General features: G+C 61.8%; 24 protein-coding genes. 8 read left to right on the top strand and 16 right to left on the bottom strand.

All coding sequences use genetic code 11. The features are described from left to right. Window positions 1-2 precede the first annotated feature (2 nt). The 5 genes from AC1DUP_RS06005 to AC1DUP_RS06025 are packed head-to-tail and all read left to right on the top strand — an operon-like array spanning window position 3 to window position 4,477. A complete protein-coding gene (locus AC1DUP_RS06005) occupies window positions 3-845 on the top strand; it encodes a carbohydrate ABC transporter permease (protein WP_113300372.1) in 843 nt (280 codons plus the stop codon). Then, window positions 845-1,894: an ABC transporter ATP-binding protein gene (locus tag AC1DUP_RS06010; protein ID WP_113310604.1), complete on the top strand. Its 1,050-nt coding sequence runs from the start codon at window positions 845-847 to the stop codon at window positions 1,892-1,894. Before AC1DUP_RS06005 ends, AC1DUP_RS06010 begins: the two co-directional genes overlap by 1 nt. Before the next feature lie 3 nt (window positions 1,895-1,897). Then, window positions 1,898-2,671 carry a glycerophosphodiester phosphodiesterase gene (locus AC1DUP_RS06015; protein ID WP_113310605.1) on the top strand — a complete coding sequence of 258 codons (774 nt, stop codon included), beginning with the start codon at window positions 1,898-1,900 and terminating at the stop codon, window positions 2,669-2,671. Further along, window positions 2,655-3,662 carry a LacI family DNA-binding transcriptional regulator gene (locus AC1DUP_RS06020; RefSeq protein ID WP_113310606.1) on the top strand — a complete coding sequence of 336 codons (1,008 nt, stop codon included), beginning with the start codon at window positions 2,655-2,657 and terminating at the stop codon, window positions 3,660-3,662. The genes AC1DUP_RS06015 and AC1DUP_RS06020 overlap by 17 nt, the downstream gene beginning before the upstream one ends. Next, on the top strand, window positions 3,662-4,477 hold the full coding sequence (locus AC1DUP_RS06025) for an inositol monophosphatase family protein (protein ID WP_113310607.1): 816 nt from the start codon (window positions 3,662-3,664) through the stop codon (window positions 4,475-4,477). The genes AC1DUP_RS06020 and AC1DUP_RS06025 overlap by 1 nt, the downstream gene beginning before the upstream one ends. Here AC1DUP_RS06025 and AC1DUP_RS06030 read toward each other — a convergent pair whose 3' ends face one another. Then, the gene (locus AC1DUP_RS06030; protein ID WP_477832251.1) at window positions 4,478-5,332 is read right to left on the bottom strand and encodes a glycerophosphodiester phosphodiesterase; all 855 of its coding nucleotides are present in this window, start codon (window positions 5,330-5,332) and stop codon (window positions 4,478-4,480) included. Between the two features lie 74 nt (window positions 5,333-5,406). Next, window positions 5,407-5,565, bottom strand: a complete 159-nt coding sequence (locus tag AC1DUP_RS06035) for a hypothetical protein (protein ID WP_162748568.1) — start codon at window positions 5,563-5,565, stop codon at window positions 5,407-5,409. Window positions 5,566-5,590: 25 nt separating this feature from the next. Here AC1DUP_RS06035 and AC1DUP_RS06040 point away from each other — a divergent pair, with 25 nt between their 5' ends. Further along, complete coding sequence (locus tag AC1DUP_RS06040; RefSeq protein ID WP_162747225.1) at window positions 5,591-5,758, top strand: hypothetical protein; 168 nt, start codon at window positions 5,591-5,593, stop codon at window positions 5,756-5,758. A gap of 4 nt (window positions 5,759-5,762) precedes the next feature. Here AC1DUP_RS06040 and AC1DUP_RS06045 read toward each other — a convergent pair whose 3' ends face one another. From AC1DUP_RS06045 to AC1DUP_RS06105, 13 genes are all read right to left on the bottom strand, one after another. Beyond that, window positions 5,763-6,854 (bottom strand): pyridoxal-phosphate-dependent aminotransferase family protein, encoded by a 1,092-nt coding sequence (locus AC1DUP_RS06045; RefSeq protein WP_477832252.1) that lies wholly within the window; start codon window positions 6,852-6,854, stop codon window positions 5,763-5,765. Between the two features lie 11 nt (window positions 6,855-6,865). After that, window positions 6,866-7,645: an ABC transporter ATP-binding protein gene (locus AC1DUP_RS06050; RefSeq protein ID WP_477832253.1), complete on the bottom strand. Its 780-nt coding sequence runs from the start codon at window positions 7,643-7,645 to the stop codon at window positions 6,866-6,868. Continuing rightward, on the bottom strand, window positions 7,642-8,424 hold the full coding sequence (locus tag AC1DUP_RS06055; RefSeq protein WP_113310611.1) for an ABC transporter ATP-binding protein: 783 nt from the start codon (window positions 8,422-8,424) through the stop codon (window positions 7,642-7,644). The genes AC1DUP_RS06050 and AC1DUP_RS06055 overlap by 4 nt, the downstream gene beginning before the upstream one ends. Beyond that, window positions 8,424-9,251 carry an ABC transporter permease gene (locus AC1DUP_RS06060; RefSeq protein ID WP_113310612.1) on the bottom strand — a complete coding sequence of 276 codons (828 nt, stop codon included), beginning with the start codon at window positions 9,249-9,251 and terminating at the stop codon, window positions 8,424-8,426. Before AC1DUP_RS06060 ends, AC1DUP_RS06055 begins: the two co-directional genes overlap by 1 nt. Continuing rightward, on the bottom strand, window positions 9,248-10,237 hold the full coding sequence (locus AC1DUP_RS06065; protein WP_477832254.1) for an ABC transporter permease: 990 nt from the start codon (window positions 10,235-10,237) through the stop codon (window positions 9,248-9,250). The genes AC1DUP_RS06060 and AC1DUP_RS06065 overlap by 4 nt, the downstream gene beginning before the upstream one ends. Window positions 10,238-10,277: 40 nt before the next feature. Next, entirely contained in the window at window positions 10,278-11,888 is a 1,611-nt protein-coding gene (locus tag AC1DUP_RS06070) for an ABC transporter substrate-binding protein (RefSeq protein ID WP_113307438.1), read from the bottom strand. A gap of 121 nt (window positions 11,889-12,009) precedes the next feature. Further along, window positions 12,010-13,410 carry an LLM class flavin-dependent oxidoreductase gene (locus AC1DUP_RS06075; RefSeq protein WP_113307439.1) on the bottom strand — a complete coding sequence of 467 codons (1,401 nt, stop codon included), beginning with the start codon at window positions 13,408-13,410 and terminating at the stop codon, window positions 12,010-12,012. Between the two features lie 32 nt (window positions 13,411-13,442). Next, window positions 13,443-14,420: an ABC transporter permease gene (locus AC1DUP_RS06080; RefSeq protein ID WP_113307440.1), complete on the bottom strand. Its 978-nt coding sequence runs from the start codon at window positions 14,418-14,420 to the stop codon at window positions 13,443-13,445. A gap of 1 nt (window position 14,421) precedes the next feature. Further along, on the bottom strand, window positions 14,422-15,441 hold the full coding sequence (locus AC1DUP_RS06085) for an ABC transporter permease (RefSeq protein WP_113307441.1): 1,020 nt from the start codon (window positions 15,439-15,441) through the stop codon (window positions 14,422-14,424). Then, entirely contained in the window at window positions 15,431-16,981 is a 1,551-nt protein-coding gene (locus AC1DUP_RS06090) for a sugar ABC transporter ATP-binding protein (RefSeq protein ID WP_113307442.1), read from the bottom strand. Before AC1DUP_RS06090 ends, AC1DUP_RS06085 begins: the two co-directional genes overlap by 11 nt. A gap of 58 nt (window positions 16,982-17,039) precedes the next feature. Next, window positions 17,040-18,050: a sugar ABC transporter substrate-binding protein gene (locus AC1DUP_RS06095; protein WP_113307443.1), complete on the bottom strand. Its 1,011-nt coding sequence runs from the start codon at window positions 18,048-18,050 to the stop codon at window positions 17,040-17,042. 115 nt (window positions 18,051-18,165) lie between these two features. After that, window positions 18,166-19,224: an ABC transporter permease gene (locus AC1DUP_RS06100; protein ID WP_113307444.1), complete on the bottom strand. Its 1,059-nt coding sequence runs from the start codon at window positions 19,222-19,224 to the stop codon at window positions 18,166-18,168. Further along, the gene (locus tag AC1DUP_RS06105) at window positions 19,221-20,705 is read right to left on the bottom strand and encodes a sugar ABC transporter ATP-binding protein (protein WP_113307445.1); all 1,485 of its coding nucleotides are present in this window, start codon (window positions 20,703-20,705) and stop codon (window positions 19,221-19,223) included. Before AC1DUP_RS06105 ends, AC1DUP_RS06100 begins: the two co-directional genes overlap by 4 nt. Window positions 20,706-20,940: 235 nt before the next feature. Between AC1DUP_RS06105 and AC1DUP_RS06110 the strand changes: the two genes are divergently transcribed. Together AC1DUP_RS06110 and AC1DUP_RS06115 are read left to right on the top strand one after the other, a co-directional pair. After that, window positions 20,941-21,987, top strand: a complete 1,047-nt coding sequence (locus AC1DUP_RS06110; protein ID WP_113307446.1) for a substrate-binding domain-containing protein — start codon at window positions 20,941-20,943, stop codon at window positions 21,985-21,987. Between the two features lie 76 nt (window positions 21,988-22,063). Continuing rightward, window positions 22,064-23,272 (top strand): acyl-CoA dehydrogenase family protein, encoded by a 1,209-nt coding sequence (locus AC1DUP_RS06115; RefSeq protein ID WP_113307447.1) that lies wholly within the window; start codon window positions 22,064-22,066, stop codon window positions 23,270-23,272. A 74-nt stretch (window positions 23,273-23,346) separates the two neighbouring features. Here AC1DUP_RS06115 and AC1DUP_RS06120 read toward each other — a convergent pair whose 3' ends face one another. After that, window positions 23,347-24,564: an SfnB family sulfur acquisition oxidoreductase gene (locus tag AC1DUP_RS06120; protein ID WP_113307448.1), complete on the bottom strand. Its 1,218-nt coding sequence runs from the start codon at window positions 24,562-24,564 to the stop codon at window positions 23,347-23,349. Window positions 24,565-24,579 lie beyond the last annotated feature (15 nt).

Here is a 24,579-nt window from a genome sequence, read left to right on the forward strand (position 1 = left end):
CCATGGCCGAACGCTCGCAGCCCTCGGCAAATTACCGCAACTGGCCTGTCATAACGGCACTGACCATCGTCAGCCTGCCGCTGCTCCTGATGTATGTCTATCTCTTCCTCGACACGGTGACGGTAAAGCAGCCGGATGCCTTGCTGCCCTCCGGCTTGACGCTCAATCACTGGCGCTTCCTGTGGGAGACGACGGCGGGCAAGGCGAACATCTGGCACGTGACCCTGAATACGCTGCTGTTCTCGGCCTGCACCACCAGCCTGGTGCTGATCGTCTCGTCGATGGCGGGCTATGTGCTGTCACGGCTGAACGTGCCGGCACGCGGCTTCTTCCTTGCCGGCGTCATGGTGCTGCATGCCTTTCCGTCGGTGACGCTGATCATCGCCATCTTCATCGTGCTGCAGATGATCGGCCTCTACAATTCGCTGATCGGCGTGATCCTGGTGAAGGCGGCGATCGACCTGCCGCTCGGCATCTGGCTGATGAAGGGCTTCTACGACACGGTGCCTTGGGAAATCGAAATGGCGGGCGTCGTCGACGGCGCCTCACGTTTCCGCGTCTGGCGCAGCCTGGTGCTACCACAGGTCAAGCCCGGCATCATGGCGCTCGGCCTGTTTTCCTTCCTCTCCGGCTGGGGCGAGTTCATCCTGCCGCAGGTGCTGGCACCGGGCAATCAGGTGCAGGTGCTGTCGGTCTATCTCGCCGGCTTCCTTGCCGACGACAACAATTACGATTTCAACATGTTCAAGGCGGTCGGCCTCTTCTACCTCATTCCGGTGCTGATCGCCTACGCACTCTTCAACAAATACCTCATGAACATCTACGGCGGCGGGAGCAAAGGCTGATGCGCATCCTCCTCGACAATTTCTCGAAGAGCTTCGGCTCCACCAAGGTCATCGAGAACATGAAACTTGAAGTCGGCAGTGGCGAGATGCTGGCGCTGCTCGGCCCCTCGGGCTGCGGCAAATCGACGACGCTGTTTGCCGTCTGCGGCATCCACCGGCCCACCGGCGGACGTATCCTCTTTGGCGATCGTGATGTGACCGACCTGCCGAGCCAGATGCGCAATGTCGGCGTCGTCTTCCAGTCCTATGCGCTTTACCCGCATATGACGGTTGCCGAAAACATTGGCTTTCCGCTGAAGGTAAAGGGCGTCAATGCGGCCGATACCCGCAAGGAGGTCGAGCGCATTTCCCGCCTCGTGCAGATCGGCAATCTCATGGAGCGCCGGCCAGCCCAGCTTTCCGGCGGCCAGCAGCAACGCGTGGCGCTTGCCCGCGCGCTGATCCGCAAGCCGGATGTGCTGCTGCTCGACGAGCCGCTCGCCAACCTGGATGCCAAGCTCCGCCTTGAAATGCGTTCGGAAATCCGCCGCATCCAGCGCGAGACGGGCATCACTGCGATCCTCGTCACCCATGATCAGGTGGAAGCGATGAGCATGTGCGACCGCATCGCCATTATGAAGGAAGGCGAGATCGTGCAGATCGCCACGCCGGCCGAAATGTATAGTGATCCACGCACCGCCTTCGTCGCCGGTTTCCTCGGCAACCCGCCGATCACTTTCCTGCGCGGCGTGATGAAGGATGGCACCTTTGCGATGCCTGAAAGCGAGATCCGCGTGCCGGTTTCGGTCCAGGCTGCCGAGGGCAGCAAGCTGACGCTCGGCGTGCGCCCTGAACATTTCAATCCGGCCGGCGATATCGTCGTTTCCGGTAAAGTCACTTTCGCCGAAACGCAAGGCCGCGAGAACCTCTACGACGTACGGCTCGCCGGCGGCTCGCTGCTACGCTCGATCCAGCCGGTCCGCAATGACATCACCGTCGGCGACGAGGTGAGGTGGGCGATTGATAGCAAGGGTGTGTTCGTATTCGACGACGAAGGGCGGAGGCTCTGAGCGATGCGTGACTTCTCGACTTTCTTCGAACGCTACGGCTGGCCCTCGAACAAGGGATATCTGCCTTTCTGCATCGGCCATCGCGGCGCGAGCGGTCATGAGCGGGAAAATACGCTCGAAGCCTTTCAGCGCGCCGCCGAACTTGGTGCGGAAATGTGGGAGCTCGACACACAGCTCACCAAGGACGGCGTGGTGGTGGTCTCCCACGACGATCACCTCGAGCGTGTCTTCGGCATCGACAGTCGCATTTCCGAGATGACGGCGGCCGAACTTGCGGCCCTCGAAGGCGTCAATATTCCGACCTTCGAGGCGGTCGCCGCCCTTGGACGGCTAACCAATACGGGCCTCTACATCGAGCTCAAGGCGCCGGGCACGGGGCTTCTTTGCTGGAAGCACCTTAACGAAAAGAACCAGCGCTTCGCCTGCCTCGGCTCCTTCGATACGGCACAGGTGCGCGAGCTTCGCGATGCCGGTTGCGACTATCCGCTCTCGGTGTTGATCCGCGTCGGCCACGATCCGCATGCGGCGGGTGACGAGGCCGGTGCCGATATCCTGCATCTCTGCTGGGAACGGGCCGGCGAACGGCCGCAGGATCTCGTGGGCGAAGAGCTTATGCAGCGGGCTTTCGGCGAGGGCCGTGAGATCGTGCTGTGGCATGAGGAGCGGCCGACCATTCTTTCCGACATCATGAAGCTTCCGGTGCTCGGCATCTGTACGGACCTGCCCGATCTGATGCGCCCGGCCGCTGGGGGTGAAAGACATGGCAGACAAGGATAACAAGGGGCCGAGAAAGGTCACGTCCTTCGACGTGGCGCGTGTGGCAGGCGTCTCGCGTGCCGCCGTCTCGCGCGCCTTCACGCCGGATGCCAGCGTTTCGCCGAAGACGCGCGAAAAGGTCTATCAGGCGGCGAAGGATCTCGGCTATCGGGTGAACTATCTCGCCCGCAGCCTGACCAACAAGCGCTCCGATCTCGTCGGCGTTGTCGCCGCCGGGCTCGACAATCCGTTCCGTACACTGCAGATCGAGCATCTGGCTCGTGTCCTGCTCGCCCGCAACTTTCGTCCGATCCTGCTGCCGACCTCAAAGGAGGCCGACACCTCGACCGTCATCGGCCAGTTGCTGCACTATGCCGTCTCGGGCGTCATCGTCACGTCGGATGCACCGCCGACGGAGATCTGCGAGCAGTGCGCCGCCGAAGGCGTACCGATTGTGCTGATCAACAAGGGCGATGATATTCCCTTCGTCGATCGCATCATCTCCGACGATCGCATGGCCGGGCATCTTGCCGCCTCGCATCTCATCGAAAGCGGCGTCAAGGCGCCGGCGGTCATGGCCGCGCCTGCCATCTCCTATACGGCAAGGCGACGCAGCGAAGCCTTCATGATGACCTGCCGTCAACGCGGCCTTGAGCCCCGAATGGTGGAACTGAAGGTTAACGACTATCGGAACGGTTATGACGCAGCCGCCGGTCTTGCCTCGCTCGGCATCGACGGCCTGTTCTGCGCCAATGACTACATGGCTTGCGGCGTGGTCGACCGGATGATGAGGGAGCACGGCCGCGAGGAGCAGCCGCCGATCCGCATCATCGGCCATGATGACATCCCTCAGGCAAGCTGGGCGGCCTACGACCTCACGACCATCCGCCAGCCGTGCGATTTCCAGGCTGAACAAACGGTCAATCTGCTGATGTCCAGGATGGCTGAACCGGATATGACCGCCCGCGTCGAATTTACCCCCGTGACGCTGATCAAAAGAAGGACTGCTTGATGAATTCCGCATTCGATGCCTCAGCTCTGACCGCGCGGGCGGAGGTCGCAATCGACGTGGCCCGCAACGCTGGACGCGAGGCTGCGCGCTTCAGGCGTGAAGGAAAGCCGGGCGCGCTCAACGTCGAGAATAAGGGATTGCAGGATTTCGTCACCATCGCAGACAGGCAGGCAGAGCAGGCGATCCGCGAGGGACTGCTGGCGCACTTCCCTGAGGATACGTTCATGGGTGAGGAAACCGGCGGTGAGTCAGGCTCGGCCGGCACCTGGGTCGTCGATCCCATCGACGGGACGACCAATTACATCCGTGGTTTTCGCCACTGGGGTGTTTCCATCGCCTTCGTCGCCGATGGCAAGGTGGAGATCGGCGTGGTCTATGATGCGGCCAATGACCAGGTCTTTTCCGCCATCCGCGGCCGCGGCGCCTTCAAGGAGGGCCAGCCGATCCATGCCGCCCCGACCACCGATCCCGCCAATGCGATCGTTGTGCTCGGTCATTCGCGCAAGACGAGCTTTGACGACTATGCGGCACTCTCCAAGCGGCTCTACGAACGTGGCATGGATTATCGCCGCATGGGGGCAGCCGCAGTCGATCTCGTGCGTGTGGCGGAAGGAGTTTCGGATCTCTTTTACGAACGGCATCTGAATGCCTGGGATATGCTTGCCGGTGCGCTGATCGCTGCCGAGGCTGGCGCGAAAGTTGCCATTCCACCAGTCGACAGACTGCTGCAGCATGGCGGCCCTGTCATCGCCCATTCGCCTGGATTGGCAGAAGAATTCGCTTTCCTCGCCGAGTTCGAGGGATTGGCGGGGTGATCAGCCTGCCATGCGTTTCAGCCATGCCCGCTCGGTCGCCAGAGCTTCGTCCGTGGTGATCTGATCCGGCTTCAAGGCGACCAGTGCCGAGAAATTCGTCCACTCCGTATCGCTGAAGCCACCGTTGGGATACTTCAGTGTGAAGGTCCAGGCATCGACCAGCTTACCCTCGTTATGGCAAAGCGCGATCATATCGAGGCCTGCTTTTGCCGCATCGAGCAGCATCGGCCAGTAGAGATAGATTGTTTCCGGCTCCGTCGGGCCGCGCAGATCGGCAAGCAGTTCCTTTTCAACCGCTTTCCATCCTTCGGTCCTGTATATGTCGCCGAGCTTGTCGCTGGGGTCGATGCCGCGGCGCAGATGCGGCAGCTTCTCCTTGACGGCCAGAATCAGCTCCAGACTTCCGGCGCTAACGATGACGGAGGCGGAAATCTTCTGCAGGTGTTCGGCCAGATGGGCGATCCCCTTTTCGCCGATGACCTCGTAATCATCCTTCATGTCGAACTGCAGCAACGCGTCCGGATGGGCCGATTGCAGCATGGCTGCCAGATCCTCGCTGTAGAGGAGCGGACGATTGCCGTCCTTCATGCGCAGGTCGCGCAGATCCGCAAGGCTCTTCTCGGCAATGATGCCGTGCCCAGACGTCTCGCCTTCCAGCTGCCTATCATGCAGCACGACGAAACCGCCATCGGCGCGCACCCGCAGGTCGAGCTCCATCGAGGCGCCGGCCTTGAAGCCTTCAGCCATGACCTCCGCCGAAAACAGCGGGTCGGTCATGCGCCGGCGCAGGCGATGCCATTTCAGCAGGGTCTGATGGCCCTCGAACTTTATCTGAAGCCCACTTGCGTCCGTCATTCCGAGATCCTTGGCATGTTGGTTTCAGCTCTTCGTGCATCGGAACAGCTCGATTCTCAAGAGGCGGTGGCAGATTAGGCCTGATATCCCGGCAGCGGCTTCTTTTCACCGAGCAAAGCCTTTTTCGCGTGCGCCATTCTTCCTGTGGTATCAGCGTGCGGCGCAACAGAATAAATTAGAATACAAATTTTGTAGACAATATTTCCCGGCAGCGCGATCCGTGCGAAAATCATCGCTTGGTTTTCCCGGAGGTGACGTATGTTTGCGGCATTCAAAACTTTCCTTGCGAAGCTTTTCTGGGGCCGTGAGCAAAGGGTCTTCGAAATGCCTGCCCGAGCGACCGAACAGGATTCCGAAAGCCGCCTGCATAGCCTGCGTGAAGAGGAATTGTTCTTCTGGCAGCCGACTCCGAACTCCTGGTATTGAGCGATCAGCCGCTGTAGGTCTTCGTCACCGCTTCCGATGCGGCTGCGATATTAGCGGGGAAACCAGCCCGCCGAAGCGCCGCGCCATAAGCCACGACATTTGCAAGCACCGTCTGGAACGTTGCCCGTGGACCTGTATGGTTGAAGCGTATCAAGTGGGACGAGCCCGCTCCGACACCTGGCGTCAATTCGACACCCAACCCTGCCGAAAAACCGATGACAGAACTGGATTCAACTCCTGATGGCACGGAGACCGTTGTCACGAGGTTTGATGCCTGTTCGGCTGGCACCCAAAGGCTGGCGCCCAACGCTGCAAGGCCTGCTCGACTTGCCGAAGCGGCTCTCTCATGGCGTGCGACGATCTGCTCGATGCCCTCCGCCTCGACCTGGTCAAGCGAGGCCTCCAATGCAAAGAATTCCAGTGGCGCCGGCGTTCCCGGCAACGCTCCGCCGCCGGCATCGACCCAGGCCTTCAGATCGACCAGCGACAGGATGGAATCACGTGGCGCATCGTCACGCAGGATCAGCTCCCAAGCTCGCGGGCTGACCGACAGGGCGGAAACGCCGGCAGGTCCGCCAAGCGCCTTCTGCGGGCCGATCACGGCAATATCGATGCCCGATCCGGTGACATCGAGCGCGTGACCGCCGACAGATGCTACCGCATCGACCACCGTTACGATGCCTCGTGCCCGCGCCAACGCGGCGATTTCAGGCAGCGGATTGAGGATGCCGCTTGCCGATTCCGCGTGAACGAGCGCCAGCACACGGACACCGGGATTGGCATCCAGCGCCGCAGTAATCGCTTCGACCTCGATGGGTCTGCCGGGTCGGGCGACGATGTCGATGACGGTAGCGCCGCCGCGGCGCAGCCACTGCCCGAACCAGCCGCCATACGGACTGGTTACGATGTTGAACGCCGAAAGGCCGGGCTTTGCAAGGCTGGTCGCGACGGCTTCAAGCGCCACCACGGCCTCGGCCTGCACCAGCAGCACGTCGTTATCAGTCTTCAGCAATACGCCGATGCGGCGGGCAAGAGTGGCGTAACGTTCTGCCGGATAGACCGGCGCGCCGTAAAGCGGGTTCCAGGCTTCGGTCATGAGCAGCTCCTTCAAGCGGGTTCGGTCACGAGGTGCGGCACGGCCGCAACGAGCTGGCGCGCCGCGTCGGATCGTGGGGCGGTAACGACATCTCTCGCCGGTCCTTCCTCGACGATACGGCCGGCGTCCATGACGGCGATGCGATGCGAGATCGCCCGCACCACCGCGAGGTCATGGGATATGAAGAGATAGGCAAGGCCGCGCTCGCGCTGTAGCTCGACCAGCAATTCAAGGATGCGGCCGCGAACGGTCACATCGAGTGCGGAAACGGCCTCATCCAGAACCAGTAGGGAGGGCCGCGTCGAGATGGCGCGGGCAATGGCGACGCGCTGTCGTTGTCCGCCCGACAGCGTGCGGACTGGGCGGGAGGCAAAGGCGGCGGGCAGACCGACGCGCTCGAGCAGGGCAGCGATTTCGCCCAGCCGCCGCGCCCTGTCCGCAATGCCGTGAATTCTTAGCGGATCGTCGAGAACCGTGGCGACCGATGCCAGCGGATTGAAGGCAGCGAGTGGGTCCTGAAACACCATCTGCATATGCGCGCGTCGGCGTCGCAGGTCGGCGCCGCGAAGTGCGAGCCAATCCTCTCCTTCGAACCGGATGGAACCGGCATCAGGCTCCAACAGGCGTAGAAGGACACGCGCCAGTGTCGATTTTCCGCTGCCGGAAGCTCCGACCAAGCCCAGGGTTTCGCCGGCCGCGATTGCCAGGGAAACTGCGTCAAGCGCCGCTACCTGGCGACCGGAACCGGAATAGGCCTTGGACAATGCAGCTACGGTCAGAAGCCCATTCATGATACCGCCTCTGTAATCAGGGGCTGTGTGGAGAGATCGCGATGGCTGGAGATCAGGGCGGCGGTATAGCTGTGAGATGGCGACGATAACACCGATCGAACGGGACCAGCTTCCAACAATTCTCCATCGCGGAAGACGGCGACGCGGTCGACGAAGCCGGAGGCGAGCGCGATATCATGAGTAATGAAAAGCAGCGTCATGCCTTCCTCACGCACTAGCCCGTCGAGAAGACGGACGATCTCTGCCTGGACTACCACGTCGAGCGCACTGGTCGCCTCATCGGCGATCAGCAAGGCGGGTTTGGCCGCGATTGCCGCGGCAATCACCACGCGCTGCCTTTGGCCTCCTGAAAGTTGATGCGGGAAAGCGCGCATGACGCTTGCGGACTGCGGTATGCGCACCCGTTCCAGAAGCTCTTCAGCACGGGCATAGGCCTGCCGCCAGTCCAACCTCAAGTGCTGTCGAGCGGCTTCCGCAACCTGCTCGCCAATGGTCAGCACCGGATTTAGACTGGTGCCGGGATCCTGAAAGACGAAACCGAAATCGCGGCCGGGGAGCGGAGCATGACCGAGAGCCGGCCATGTTATTTCGCCTTCGATTTTGACCCGTTTCGGCAGGAGCCCGGCAAGCGCACGGGCAAGCGTGCTCTTCCCGGAGCCGCTTTCGCCTACGATCGCCAGCCTCTCGCCTTTTACGATATCGAGATCGACATAACTCAACGCCACCTCTTGGCCGTAGCGGACCGAAAGTCCTTTCACACTGCAGAAGGGAGCAATCATTACCGGGCTCCGCCAGTGTCGAGCGCCCGGGTCAAACCCTCGCTAAAGAGATGAACGCCGAGCACGGTGATGGCCAGCGCCAGACCGGGCAGAACCGAAAGATAGGCTGCCGAGCGCAATACGCTGCGGCCTTCGGCAATCATCGAGCCCCAGGTGGCGAGATTGGGATTACCGAGACCAAGAAAGGAGAGGGCGGCTTCGGTCAGGATCGCGCCGGCCACGATGGTGGCAGACAGGGCCAGAACCGGCGGCAGGGCGTTCGGCAGGATTTCCTTAAAGGCGATCTCGGCCGGATGCATGCCGATCACGCGTGCGGCAGCCACATAATCCCGCTCGCGGATGGATAGCACTTGCGCTCGCGTCAGCCGTGCGGGATCGGCCCAGGTCCCGAGTGCAATCGCAAAGACGACGACCGGTGTCGACACGCCGATGATGCTGACGAAGGCGAGCGCCAGCAGGAAGCCCGGAACGATCTGGAAGGCATCGACGACGCGCATCAATGCCTCGTCGATGACACCTCCGGCAAAGCCGGCAGTCATGCCCACGAAAAGCCCGAGCACCATGGCGGAAAGGGCTGCGGCAATTCCTACGGCCAGCGAAGTCCGCGCGCCGTAGAGCAGGCCGGCGAGCACATCGCGCCCCAGCCTATCGGTGCCGAGCGGTAGGTTCGAGTCGGTGAAGGGCGCAAGCAGCGCCCGGCCGGCGATCCGCAGCGGATCTCCTGGCGATATGACCGGGGCCAGCAGACCAGCAATCAGCAAGGCCGCCAGGATCGCAAACCCGATCGCTCCTTCCGGAGTCTGAAGGAGACGGCGCAGCAGTGTCATGCCCGACCCTCCGATGCGCCGATGCGCGGATCGAGGGCGGCATAGGCGAGATCGACGATGAAATTGACGCAGATCACCAGAACGGCGCTGGTGACGATGATGCCCATCAGCAGCGGCGCGTCACGGCCGTTGACCGCCTCCTGCGCCAGCCTGCCGAAGCCTGGAATGGCAAAGACGCTCTCGATCACCACGCTGCCACCGAGCATGGCGGCAGACTGCAGCCCGAGCATGGTGACGAGTGGTAGCAGCGCATTGCGCGCCACATGGCGAAGCACGATGCGGCTGCGCGACAGTCCCTTTGCGCGGGCAAACAACACGAAATCGAGCTTCCAGGCTTCTGCCATGCCTGAACGCATGACGCGCAGAAAAATCGCAAGATAGATGCAGGCTAGAGCCCCGACTGGCAGGGCAAGATGTTCTGCGATATCAAGCGCACGGGAAGGGCCGGCCTTGCCGGAGGCGATAGTCTCGATACCGGCGATCGGCAGCCAGCGCAGCTTGACCGAAAAGAGGATGCTGAGCACCAATCCCAGCCAGAAGCTTGGAATGGCATAAATGATCAGAGAACCGATCGACAGGGCGCGATCACGCAGACTGCCCGGCCTTGCTCCGGCCAGGATGCCGAGCGCCGAGCCGAGTCCGAAAGAAAGCCCCGTGGCACTTCCCATCAGGAGCAGTGTGTTCGGCAGCCGTTCGGCAATGAGGTCGCGTACCGGCCGGTTGAAGGCTACAGACCAGCCGAGGTCGAGACGGACGAGCGACGAAAGATAGAGCCAGAGGCGGGCGAAGACCGATTGATCGAGCCCGTAGCTTTCCCGCAACGATTTGATCAGCGTCGCATCACCGCCGCCGATCGAGCCGAGATAGGCATCGACGGCGTCGCCGGAAGCGGATTCGAGCAGGAAGAAGCTGAAGATCACGACGATCAGCAGCACTGGAATGCTGCTGATGACCCTGCGTCTCAGGAGGATGAGTGCACGTTTCACGCCGGACGAGGCCTCTGAAGGAAATCAGCCTTCGACCCTATCATGATTGCAGCGCTGTATCGCCCCAGTTCGAAACTACCCAGCGCGGATTGTCCGATACGTTCAATACCGTATCGCGCGCCACAGTGATGAAGCCCCATTCGGCAACATTGATCAACGGCAGTTCCGCCACCGCGAGCTGCTGGAACTTGTAGTACAGGTCGGTACGCGCCGCAGTATCCACGGTTTCGGAGGCCTGCTCTATGATCTTGTCGAGTTCGGCGCTGACATAGCCGCCTTGGTTGGAGAAGGGCACACCGTCAGGCGTTCCGGACTGCACAAGGATCGTTGTGGAAATGGCCGGATCGCCACGGAAGACCGGCGGGCCAACAGCGATGTCGAAGTCGTGATCGGTGTAAACTGCCTTCTGGTGGGCCGCTGCATCGGCGTTGACGATCACGGCGTCGATGCCGACAGCAGCAAGCGCCTGACGCAGATAATCGCCGAACTGGCGTGTCTCGTTGAAATAGGGCGCCGGGCGGAGCTTGAGCTGGAAACGTTTGCCGTCAGGCCCTTTGGTGTAGCCTCCCTGATCAAGGAGGTCGTTCGCCGCCTGAACGTCGAAATTATAGTTGGCGACATCGGCGGTGTAGAACTCCTTCGAATTCTTCGGAACTGGACCGGTCGATTCCGTCGCATAACCGAGGAAGATCGTATCGACGACGAACTTTTTGTCGATCGCATGGGCGATCGCCTGACGCACCCTCAGATCTGACAGTTCCTTGCGGCGATGGTTGATCTCGATGACGAGCTGATAGGTCAGCGCCTCATAGCCCTTGGAGATGACCTTGATGCCGTCAACCTTGGAGATGCGGTCGAGATCGGCGAGAGGTACGGCCGAGAAGGCGGCGAGGTGGATTTCCTCGGCTTCGAGCGCGGCACCAGCCGATTCACGGTCGGGCAGCACGCGGTAGACGATTTCGTTGAGCTTCGGCTCGCCCTTCTGCCAATAGTTCTCGTTGCGAGTCAGCCGGTAATATTCGCCCGGCTTGTATTCGGCGAATTTAAAGGGGCCGGTGCCGACAAGCGTATTGTTGGCCGGGTTCTTGGCGATGTCGCTGCCTTCGAAAATATGCTTGGCGACGACGCTGGTGACGGCCGGCAGTGCATTGCGGATAAGCTGGAAAGGCGTCGGCTTCGAGAAGCGGAAGACCGCCGTGTGGTCATCGGGCGTGTCGACGGCCTCCAGATTGGCGAAGACCAGGCGGCCGAGATTCTGAAGCGGCTTCCAGACGTTGAGTGCCGAGAAGGCGACGTCGGCTGATGTGAACGGCTTGCCGTCATGCCAGGTCGCGTTTTCTCGCAGCTTGAAAGTCACGGAGCGCCCGTCAGGCGAGCCCTCCCAGGACGTGGCGAGCCGCGGCGAAAGACCGTCCGCACCTTCGAAGGAGGCTTCTGCCAGCGGTTCGATCACTTTGCTTGCAACGAAGAAGACGCCGTTCGAGGCGACGATGGCGGGGTTGAGGTTCTTCGGCTCGGAGTCGGCGGCGACGATCAGGCGTCCGCCGGCCGGCACGTCCTGCGCCAGAGCAATACGCGAAAGCGCTGTCGAGCCGAGCAGCACTGCGGTGCCCTTCAGCAGGCTCCGCCGCGAGATATCTGCAATAGTCATGCCCCCTCCTGATCCCTAAAAATTCAATAGGCTATATTCGAACTGAAACGATAAGTGTGACAGAAATTAAATTCGAATAGGCTGGCCGGGCGAGATATTTTTTGTCACCCAGCCATTATTTTCAGCGACCGCCGACAGCGAGCCGCAGCGCTTCCGTTCCGAGGTTGCGATAGGCCGCTCCCGGGTGCGGTGCAACCAGCCTCGGCCCTTGGCCGCCAAGCTTTTCGCGCAATGTGCCCTGCCGGTATTCGGTCTTGTAGACGCCGCGCTTCTGCAATTCCGGTACGAGCAGATCGACGGTATCCTCGAAGCTCTCCGGTGTCACGGCATAGGCAAGGTTGAAGCCGTCGACATCGGTATCCTCGACCCATTCCTGCATAAGGTCGGCAACCGTGGAGGGAGAGCCGACGAAGACCGGGCCAAAGCCGCCGACGCCCACCCAGTCCGCCATCTCGCGCACCGTCCATTCCTTGCTCGGATCGATGGTCGTGAAGGTCTCGACGGCCGATTGCACGGCATTCGTATAGCGGTGGCGGAGCACCTCGTCCGGCCCGAACTGGCCGAAGTCGATGCCGGTCCAGCCGGAAATCAGCGTCAGCGCGCCTTCGAAAGAGGCGTACTCGCGATATTCGTTGAACTTGCGCTGCGCCTCGGCATCCGTCTCGCCAAGCACGACGGTCTGGAGGTTGAAGGCGAGGATTTCCCGCGGGTTGCGCCCGATCCGTTCGGCAGCCTGGCGGACATTGGCGACATAGCGCTTCAGAACCGCCTTTGAGGGTGCCGCCACGAAAATGCACTCGGCATGTGCGCCGGCAAAATCCTTGCCGCGGCTCGAAGCGCCGGCCTGGTAGAGCACCGGCGTGCGCTGTGGCGAGGGCTCGCTCAGATGAATGCCGGGAACTGTGAAGTATTTGCCGGAATGGTTGATCGGATGGACCTTTTCCGGATGGGTGAAGATGCCCGTTTCGCGGTCTCGGACGACTGCACCGTCCTCCCAGCTTCCTTCCCAGAGTTTGTAGCAGACCTCGAGATATTCGTCGGCGAGATCATAGCGGTCGTCATGATTGGTCTGTGCCGGCTGGCCGATATTGAGCGCGCCGCTGTTGAGATAGGAGGTGACGATGTTCCAGCCGACGCGGCCCTTGGTCAGGTGGTCGAGCGTCGAGATGCGCCGGGCGAATGTATAGGGATGTTCGAAGGAGAGCGAGGCCGTCAGGCCGAAGCCGAGATGCTCGGTCTCGTAGGCCATGGTCGGGATGAGCTGCAGCGGATCGTTGACCGGCACCTGCGCCGAATGGCGCAGTGCTGCATCGACATTGCCGTTCATGACGTCATAGACGCCGAGCACATCGGCGATGAACAGACCGTCGAACTTGCCACGCTCCAGCGTCTTTGCCAGATGCACCCAGTAATCCAGATCCTTGTAGGTCCAGGACTTGTCGCGCGGATGCCGCCACAGCCCCGGCGACTGGTGTCCGACGCAATTCATGTCAAAGGCGTTGAGCCTGATTTCACGGGTCATGTCAAAATTCCTGCATCTGTCGACGGGTGCGGTTATGCGCCGACGGTTTTTCTGTTGATGAAGCTGAAGGCCAGCACGGCGAAGATGAGGCTGCCGGTGCCGACCTGCTGCCAGTAGAAGTTCAGGCCTGTCAGCAGGAGACCGTTGGCAACGATGCTGAGGAGCAGGACACCGAGCACGGTGCCGAGGATGTTGGGCCGGCCGAGCGGCGAGAGCGTCGTGCCGATGAAGGTTGCGCCGATCGCGTTCAGCAGGAAGGCATTGCCGGAGGAGGGGATGTAAACCGTCACCGTCGCCGTCAGGATCAGGCCGGCAACGGCGGCGATGGTTCCGGCGAGAATGAAGGTTGCCGCGACGTGAGCGCCAAGCCCGATGCCGGAGTAGCGCACCACGCTCGGCTGGATGCCGATCGAAAGCACCACGCGTCCAAAACGCGTCCAGGCAAAAGCAGCCGAAGCACCTGCGATGATGACGGCAGCAATGATGAGCGGCACCGGTACATTCGCGATCGTTCCGTGCCCGAGGAAGCGGAAGGCGGGTGGAATGCCTGACGGCGGCAGATAGACGGGATTGCCGCCATTGGTCAGCAACTGCTGGATACTGCGCCCGATGAACAATGTGCCAAGCGTCGCCAGAAAGGGTGCGACGCCGATCGCAGACACAAGAATGGCGTTGAAGGCGCCGACAAGCGCGCCTGCGGCGAGACCGGCCAGCAGCGCCAGCGGTACCGGTTGGCCTGCCAGGACGAGGGAAACGAAGGCGAAGCTTGCAAAATCGACTGCCGTGCCAACGGAAAGGTCGATGCCGCCGGCCGATACGGCAAAGGTCATCGCGATCGAGACGATGGCGAGCAGCGTGAAGTTATTCACGAGAATGCTCTGCAGGTTGCCGGGCGTCAGGAAAGTGGGCGCCAGGATCGAGAAGGCGGAGAAAACCGCGACAAGCGCCACGATCAGTCCATATCGTGCAAAGCCGGCGGCCGAGCGTCCGGCAAAAGTCGGAGCGGACATGTCAGATCTCCCGTTTGCGCAGCAGTGTCGTGGCCGACACGACGATCAGGATGAGAAGGCCCTGCACGCCACTGACGAGCGTGCTCGGCAGGTTCAAGAGCTGGAAGCCGTTGGTCAGGAAACCGACGAACAGCGCCGATATCAGCGTTCCCGGAACGGTCGGCACCAGGCGACGGGAGAAGACCGAGCCAAGCAGTGCGATGACAACGACAGGCAGTAGCGCCTCACCTGAACCCGTCGTACTGCCGCTGAGATAGGAAACCGAGAGTATGCCGGCAAAACCGCCGCAGAGACCGCTGGCAATAAAAGCGCCCGAAAGCAGCCGCTTGAGCGGCAGGCCCGCAGCGCGCGCGGCGTCCGGAAACTCGCCGACGGCATAGAGCCTCAGCCCGACAGGCGTATATTGCACGATTGCGGTTGCGATTGCCGTAAAGCCGATCAGGACATAGGCAAGGATCGGGATACCGAAGCTGTCGGACGCCGAGATTGCCGTCAGGAAATCGGTGGAAGCGGGAACGACGGTATTCTGCGTAAGCACCAGTTCGAGGCCGGCAACGACGTTCATGACGGCGAGCGTTGCAAGCAGCGGCACGATGCCAGCCAGGACGACGGCGGCCGCATTGACCGCGCCGATCGCAAGCCCGGTCAGCAAGGCAGCTGTGATTGCTATGGGATCGCTGTAGCCGAGCTGGATCAGCGAGGCGTAGACGGCGGCGCTCAAGCCCATATTCGCCGCCAATGACAGATCGATGCCACCGGTCACGACATTCGAACCGCCGGCGATCAACACGACCGTCAGGCCGATCGCCAGAACGCCTGAAATGGTGGATTGGCCGAGTACGTTGCCGATATTGCCGACGGACAGGAAATAAGGCGCCGTCAGCGAGAAGACCACGAGGATCGCCGCAAAGGCGAGCAGGGAGCCGAAGCGGAGAACCGCGACGGCCGCTTTGCCTTTCGCCTGCGGTGGGTGGTCGGATAAGGCGACGGGCAGAGAGGTAAACTGAACGTCAGCCGACATGGCGTACTCCTTCCGAAGCGCCGGTCGAGACCGACAGCACTTCATCCGTTGTGGTCTTGGCGGAATCGAGCTCGCGGATCAGCTGCCAGCGGAAGAACACCAGAATGCGATCGGTGATGCCTACGAGCTCCGGCAGGTCGGAGGAGAGGACGATAATGCCGGCGCCGCGCGCCGCGAGCTCGCCGATCAGCGAATAGATCTCAACCTTGGAGCCGATATCGACGCCGACCGTCGGCTCGTCCAACAGATAGATTTCCGACTGACGGCTCAGCCATTTGGCGATGGCAACCTTTTGCTGGTTGCCGCCGGAGAGCGTGCGAACCAGAGCATCGCGGCCTGCCGTCTTGATCTGCAGTCGCTTGATCAGGTCGCTGGTATCGGAACGCTCGCGCTTCAGATTGAGGAAACCGAAGCGCGTGTAGCGGGCGAGGCTCGGCAGCGTGATATTTTCAGACAGGCTCAGATCAAGACCGACGCCGTGACCACGGCGATCCTCAGGCACCAACGCGACCCTGCGATCGACAGCTTTTGCGGGGCTACGTGGTTGTGCCGGTCTTCCTTCGATTTCGATCTCGCCACTGGCGGCCTGTTCCAGCCCGAACAGCGTGCGGATGAGATCCTTGGCACCTGAGCCGAGAAGGCCGGTAATGCCCAGCACTTCGCCGCGGCGCAAAGTGAAATTGATATCGTCGAAACGGTTTGGCGACGAAAGCGCTTTGACCTTCAGGATGTCTTCGCCGAGCTCCACCTGGCGCTTGGGGAACATCTCGGCAATGTCGCGCTCGATCATCAGGCTGGCGATCGCCTTGGCAGAGGTCTCGCCGATCGGAAGAGAGGCGACATCAAGGCCGTTGCGCAGCACGGTGACGTGGTCGCACAGTTCCTCGATCTCGTTGAGGTAGTGCGAGATATAGATGATGGTCACGCCTTCGTCGCGCAGGCGGCGAATCAGGCGAAAGAGGATTTCGGCCTCACGTCGCACCAGCGCCGCGGTCGGTTCGTCGAACACCAGCACCTTCGGCTGATGCAGCAGCGCCCGGGTGATCTGGACGATCTGTCGTTCGGCGGTCGAAAGTTCGCTGATCAGGGCATTTTTCGGCAGGTCCACACCGAAATAATTGGCGAGAAGCTCGCTGGCGCGCTTCTGCATGGCCCGACGGTCGATAAACGGCGTGCCCGCAAGCCGGGTCTCACGCCCGAGAAAAAGCGCTTCCCCAACGGTGAATGTCGGAACCAGCAACCGGTCCTGGTGAATGAAATGGATGCCGAGCTCTTCGCAGAGGTGCGGCGTCAGCCGGTCATGGACTTTGTTCTCGATTTCGATCCGGCCCTCGTCCGGCTTATGCAGCCCGGCGAGAAGCTTGATCAGCGTCGACTTGCCCGCGCCGTTTTGCCCGACGAGGCCGTGGACGGTGCCGCGACGTATGGCGACGGATGCGCCGGCAAGCGCCTGCGCACCGCCAAAACGCTTTACGACGCGATCGAAGCGAATGATGACATCGTCATTCTCGGCCGGTTGCTTCGGGACGGATGTAGTCATGATGCAGCTTTCCAGGAGGAGGGACCCTGCGGCATCAGCCGCAAGGTCCGCCTTGATATCAACCGATACCGAGCTTCTTGACGACCTCGGAGACATTTTCCTTGTTGGCGAGCAGCGCCGGAACATAGGTTTCGCGCGGCAGCGTCTGACCGGTGAGCAGCTTGGCGACGTTGCGGATCGCGACACGGCCGATCTCTGCCGGCTGTTGGGCGGCATCGGCGCCGGCCGGAGAATTCTTATCGGCGACGAGCTGGAGAACCTCCGGGCTGCCGTCGACGCCGTAGGTGCGGATCTCGTTGCGGCCGGCAGCGGCGATCGCCTGCGTCGCGCCGAGCTGCGGAATATCCCAGGCCGACCAGACGGCCTTGATCGAGCCCTTGTCGGGATATTTGTTGAGGATCGCAGTGATCTGGGTGAAGGCGTCCTGGACCGTATTGGGGATGACATCCCGCAGTTCCGGCTGGATGATTTTCACTTTTGAGAAATACTTGATGACGTTGACGAGCTGATCGTAACGGATCGCGCAAGGTGTCACGCCATAGAAGCCGTTGAACACGACGATATTGCCCTCGCCGCCGATATCGGAGACGAGCTGCAGGGCGAGGTCCTTGCCGATGCCCCAATTGTCCGAAGTCGTGTTGTTGATCGAATTGGTCGAGCCGACATCGACCGTCAATACCGGAATGCCGGCATCGCGCGCCTTCTTCAGCCAGGGATCGATGACGCTGAGCGTGCCGAGGATCTGGACGATTGCATCCGGCTTCTGGGCGACAAGCGTCTGAAGCTGTGCGATCAGCTTGCCGTCGTTGCGGCCGGCGTCAACGGCGATCGGCTCGCCACCGAGCCGCTTCACCTCTTCGATCTGGGCGTTGTAGACCTGAAGATCGAAATAGTGGTCGGTGCCGGTGGCGCTGATGGCGACGCGCTTGCCCTTCAGCGAAAGGCCTTCGTCTTCGGCTCTTGCGGCGGGCGCAGTCAGCATGCTCGCGCCTGCAAATGTCGCTCCGGCAACTGCTGCAAGCTTCAAGATTTCGCGGCGTCCGAAGCCGCCTCCAAGTCCTTCATTCATAACGATACCCTCTCAATCTGATAGTCTGTAAATTATATAGATTTTAGGCGCATAAGAGGTACGTTATTCCAAATGCATGCGGCCGCAGGAAATTTTCTGAGGCCGGATCCTGCTGTCAGCGATCGGTGTTGCGGCCGAGGCCGTAGGTCAGAGCCAAGGCTCCGACAAGCACGGCGCCCTTGACGAAATCCTGGGTGTAATAGGGAGCGTTCATCATGGTCAGGCCATTGAGCAGGACGCCGACGAAGACGGCTCCGGCAATGGTGCCGAGGACGTTCGGACGGCGAAGGTTGAGAACAGCAAAGCCGATCAACGCGGCGGCGACGGAGTCCATCAGCAGCGAGCCGCCGGAGGAGACGTCGCCGCGACCGACGCGAGCGGCAATCACGATGCCGCCAAGCGCTGCCAGCGTTCCCGAGATGACATAGGCAAGCGTCTTCAGCCGCGTCGTCGATGCCCCGGCAAGCCGCGTCGCCACCTCGTTGCCGCCGGTGGCAAACAGCAGCCGGCCGATGCGCGTGCGTTCAGTGAGTACAAAGAGGACGATTGCAACGACAGCCATCAGGACGACGGAGACCGGCAGGGTGCCGAACAGGCTGTAGCGGCCAATCAGCAGAAAGGCCGGATCATAGGCGCCAGTCGCCTTGGAGCCATCGGGCAACACGAGGCCGGCCGAAATCGAACGACCGGCCGTCGGAATGAGTTGCAGGCCTGACAGCAGGAACATCATGGCAAGCGTCGCAAGCAGATCGGGCACACGCAGACGCACGATGAGGAAGGCGTTGACGAGCCCGATTGCGGCGCCGAAGGCGAGCACCAACGGTACGGTAGCGAAGGCATTCAGATGCCAGACGATCATTGCGTAGCTAGCGGCCATGACGCTCGAGGCGGCAACCGCGCCGATCGAGAGGTCGAATCCGCCGACGGCCAGTGTTACCGTGACACCGGCGCCGAGGATGGCGACGACCGACACAGCCTGCAGGATGCTCATCAGGTTGCCGATATTGATGAAGGCGGGTTCGGCGTAGGTGAAGCCGATCACCATCAGCCCGAGCAGGATGAAGACTGCGCCGGCGCGCAGAATGCCGCCGAGCGCCAGGAGACGACTGGCCGGGTTGCGACTTTCCGGCCCTGCTGCAGCCTTTGGAAGCGCTTCGTCGTTGATGGTCGTCATGTGGAAAGTCCCTGTACGGCTGAAGAAGAGGCGGCATTTATGACGACTGGCCGCAGCGTGTGGCGGTCGATGGTCAGGATGCGGTCAGCGACCTCATAGGCCTCTTCGGGATCGGATGTGGCGATCAGGGTTGCGCGGTCGGTGCGCGCGCGGATCGCCTGGATGATATCGTGGCGGGCGCCGACATCGACGCCCTGGAATGGTTCATCGAGCAGCAGCAGGCGGCTGGGCTCCGCCTCCCAGCGGGCGATCACCGTCTTCTGCTGGTTGCCACCTGACAGTGTCCAGACGGAGGCCAGCGGGCCGGCGGCTTTGATGCCAAGGCGGGAAATCGCCTTCTCGGCCTCGCGCCGCTCGCGCCCCCCGAGAAGGAAGCCGTGCGGATACCATTTGGAAAGATGCGGCAGGCTGATGGTTGCAGCGAGCGAATTGCCGGGCCAGGCGGCAGGCATGAGCGAGGAACGGTGGCGGTCTTCCGCGGCCATTGCCACACCGGCCGCAATGGCGTCGCCAGGCGATTTCGGCCGATAGGACCTGCCATCGAGCCGCATCTCGCCGCCGGCGAATCCTCTTGCGCCGAAGATCGCAGACAGCAGGCGGCTCTTGCCGGCGCCGAGCACGCCGGTGATCGCGACGACCTCGCCCTCGTGCAGGGTCAGATCGAAGGGCGTGCTTGCCGGAAGAAGGCGGATATCGTGCATTTCGAGAACGGCCGGACCGGTCGCCGGGCACGCGTCCGGCCGTGCCGCTTCCAGCCGGCGGCCGATCATCGTCTCGATGGCACTGGAAAAATCGATGGGGCGGGTAAAGCTGCCGACGACGCGACCACCACGCATGACGAGTGCCCTGTCGGCAATCGCTTCGAGATCGGCAGTCCGGTGCGAGATGTAGAGGATCGCAAGACCCTGCGCACGCAGAGTGAGCAGGATGTCGAAGAGGCGCCGGCTCTCGTCTGCCGAAAGGCTTGCGGTCGGTTCGTCGAGGATCAGCAGGTCGGCCTTGTTGGCGAGCGCCCGGGCGATTGCCACGAGTTGCCGGTCGGCAGCGGTCAGATCGCCGAAATCCCTGTCGAGCGGCAGCGAGAAACCGGCGGCATCGAGCATCGCGCGGGCTTGGCGGCGCACGCTTGCGCGCGAGACGAAAAACGGTGTGCCGCGCTCGGCAAAGCGATGCAGAAGCAGGGCGTCGGCCACCGTCAGACCTGCCGCGCCGACAAGGTCGGTCGACTGGTGCACGGTCACCACGCCGGCCTTGGCCGCTTCGGACGGGGTCCTCGGAGAGAAGGGCCGGTCGCTCAGGCTGATCGTGCCGCCATCGGCTGCGAACACGCCCGACAATATCTTGACCAGCGTCGATTTGCCCGCGCCATTGGCGCCCATCAGCGCGACGATCTCGCCGCGGTCAATGGAGAAATGGGCGCCCGCAAGGGCGCGAGTCGACCCGAAACTGCGGGTGATATTTTCGACGTGAAGGAGTGGCATCGCGCAAATCCAAGTCTGCTTTCAAGCCGCGATATTGGCCTGCAAGGCGCCTGAACCTCCAGGCACGCTTTGTCACTCGTGCGTGGTGTCGGGAACAAAGAATCTCCGGAAACCGCGAAAATCGGATCATTAAATCTACTAAAAACATAGAGATTATATCTAATAATTTCATGCGTCGCGGGGGAGCTGCCTGCCTGTCAGACGACGCCCACGATTGACCAGAAGGACCGCGACGATGAAATCCCTCGCACGGCTTACGCTCTCTGCAGCCGCAATCACTTTCCTTTTTGCCCAGCCCTCCCTTGCCGCTGGCCTCAATGGCGCTCCCGCTCCCTTCGACAAGGGCGGCGTGAAGGTGGCGCTGATCAGCTATATCTCTGCCGGTGACTTCTTCCAGGCCTATCAGGCTGGCGCTGAAGCCCAGGCCAAGGCGCTCGACATTGACCTGCGCGTCTTCCCGGGCCGGCAAGATGCCGCCGAGCAGCGTGAGCAGATCCTGCAGGCGATCAATCTCGGCGTCGCCGGCATCGTCGTTGACCATGGACTGCCGGAATCGCTCGGCGATGTTGTCCAGCAGGCACTGGACAAGGGCATCAAGGTCGTCGCCTTCGATGTCAATCTCAACAATCCCAAGGTGCCGCAGGTGGAGCAGAGTGACCACGAACTCGCTCAGCTCGGGCTTGAGCAGGTGGTGAAGGACAACGGCAAGAGCTTCAATGCCGGCTATGTCTACGTCGCCGGCTTCGCGCCGCTCGACCGCCGCAACGAGGTCTGGGATAAGTTCAAGTCGGAGAATTCCGGCGTGGTCGAAAAGGCCCGCTTCGGCAATGTCAGCGACACCACGGCCACCTCGACCGCCGACCAGGCCAAGGCGGCACTGACCGCCAATCCCGACATTACCGTCGTCTTCGCGCCCTATGACGAGTTTGCGCGCGGCGTGAAGCTCGCCGCCAACGATCTCGGCATCGCAAGCAAGCTGAAGATCTATGCGGCCGACGTGTCGACCGCCGACATCCAGGAGATCACCGAGGAGGGCAGCCCCTGGGTTGCGACCGTCGCGACCAATCCGGCCGTTGTCGGCGCTGTCTCCGTCCGCGCCGCGGCGCTGCAGATCGCCGGGCAGGAGATTCCCCACCAGATTACCGTCAAGCCGACGCTCTTGACGCAGGAAAGCCTGCGTGCGGCCGGCGTCAAGACGATCGAGGACCTGGCGCAGAAGATCCCGGCCTTCAGCACAAGCGACGCGGCTACCGCGAGCTGGATCCCGGACAAGCTTTTCTAAGCTGCCTGCCTCGATCTTCCGGCGGGGGTTGTGCGGCCCCCGCCGGGCCTATTTCTAAAAACCGGAGTTTCGATTCATGAGCCAGTCCAATGTCGTCTTCGCGACCAATCGCAGCACGACGCGAGAGGACCTCTTTGCCCGCGCCGAGGAAATCTCGGCCGATCTTTCCAGCCGCGCCGCCGAACTCGACCGTGAAGGCCGCCCACCGCTTGGCGAAATCATCAAGCTGAAGAATGCCGGCCTGCTGAATGCCTTGCACGATCAAAAGATCGGCGGCAGTGGCCTTGACTGGGTGGATGGCTTGCGGCTGGTGCGCATCCTCGCGCGCGGCGAAAGCTCGATCGGCCAGCTTCTCGGCTATCACTACGTCAACAGCCAATATGTCTACTGGGCGCTTGAGGAAGCTCGCGCCCATGCGCTTGGCTCTGAAACCGTTGCGAAAAACCTCTATTGGGGTGCGGCCGTCAATCCACGCGATCCGGGCCTTGTGCTCACCCGTCGTGGCAACGGCTATGTGCTGAACGGGCGCAAGTCGTTTTCCACCGCCGCCCATGTGTCCGACTATATCAATGCCAATGCGAGCCTCGACGACAAGATCGTTGGCTTTGCCGTGCCGACCAACCGGTCGGGCTATCAGGCAAATGATGACTGGGACAATTTCGGCCAGCGCCTCTCCGACAGCGGCAGCGTCGAATTCCACGATTTCCCCGTCTATGAAGAGGATTTCGTCGGCGCTCCGGCTGCCCTTGATGCAGCCCCGCCGGTGCTCTCGACCTTCAATACACCGCTCATCCAGCTCGTTTTCGTCAATTTCTATCTTGGCAGCGCCGAAGGCGCGCTCAAGGCTGCGGTCGATTATGTGCGCACGACGACACGGCCCTGGGTGACATCAGGCGTCCAGCGCGCTGCCGATGACCCCTATATCCTTGAGCGGGTCGGGGAATTTACGGCGGCACTCAAGGCCTCTGCAGCACTTGCGGATGCGGCTGCTTCCGCGGTTCAGGCGGGGCTTGCGAAGGGCCAGGCGGTGACGGCCCGCGAGCGTGGCGAGGCGGCTGCGGAAGCCTATGCCGCCAAGGTACATGCCACCCATGTCTCGCTCGATATCACCTCCCGGGTTTTCGAACTGACAGGCGCACGCTCGACGGCGGAGAAATATCGTTTCGACCGTTACTGGCGCAACGTGCGCACCCACACGCTGCACGATCCGGTGTTCTACAAGGCGAAGGAAGTCGGCGAGTTCGTGCTGAACGACAAGATTCCTGAAGTCAGCCTCTACAGCTAAGGTCAGGTACATTTTCTCAAAAAAGAAACCCCATTTCCGCAATCGGAAATGGGGTTTTCAGTTGAGGAGAGAAATCAGAGCGCGCCGTTTTTCGGCGGAATCACGCCGTTCAGGTGGTAATTGCCAACGACGTGATATTTCCAACGCACGGGATCGTGCAGCGTATGGGTGCGTGCATTGCGCCAGTGCCGGTCGAGGTGGAGATCGGCCTTGACAGAGGAGGTCCCGGCAAGCTCGAAGAGCGTATTGGTGGCTTCGATGGCGATCTCGGTGGTCAACACCTTAGCCGCAGCAACGGCGAGCGTGGCCTCGACGACCGTTGCCTCCGTCGTTTCGATTTGCGCCGCGTCGACCTTGCGGCCAGCGCGTTCGACCAGAGCCGCTGCAGCCTCCAGCCGGATGGCAATCTGCCCGACCTTGGCGATCGTCAGCGGATCGTCGGCAGCACGCTCCGCGCCGCTGTCCATCCAGGGGCGGGACTTGGTGCGCACAAAATCCAGCGTCTCGGTGAAGGCGGCGCGGGCTATGCCGAGATCGATGCCGGCATGGATGATCTGGCCGACGGAGCCTATCGTCGTCGGTCGCTCGAAGCCCTTGTGATGGAGTACGACGGAATCGGCGTGAACATAGATATTGTTCAGGATCGTCGTTCCGCTGCCCGTCGTGCGCTGGCCGAAGCCATCCCAGTCATCGACGATCTCCACACCCTCCGTGCCCTTCGGCACGAAGGCCATGACCAGCCGATCCTCCTCGTCGAGCGCGAAAACCGTCACCCAGTCGGCGAACAGGACGCCGGTGGAGTAATATTTGGTGCCGCTGACGCGGTAACCGGGGCCGTCGCGTCGGATACGGGTATTGTAATGCCCGACCGTCTTCGTGCCGCGCTCCGAGAGCGCATTGCCGAAACGGTCGCCAGCGAGCGCACGGCCGAAGAAATACCGTTTCTGCTCCTCGCTGCCGTCAGTGCGCAACGCTTCCAGAATGTAGAAGTGGTTTTGTGGAATCTGGCCGATCGAGCTGTCGGCTTCCGCCAGGATCGCGGTCACCTCGGCCAACACCGCGTTCGATACGTCGAGCCCGCCATACTGTGCGGGAACTGCGATCGCCAGCAGGCCGGATTGGGCCAGTTCATCGAGTTCGGCAAAAGGCAGCCGACGTTCGGCATCGCGCGCGGCGGCTGTGGCGGCAAATCGAGCGGCGAGTTTTCTGGCAGTTTCCAACGCCTCGTCGTCGCTTTCAATGCGGGCGGCTATCGGCCGGATCTGGTCTTGTTGCCTCTGCACAGTGGTCATCGATTTCTCCAGTTC

This window comes from Rhizobium sp. 01L419, from assembly GCF_056400025.1.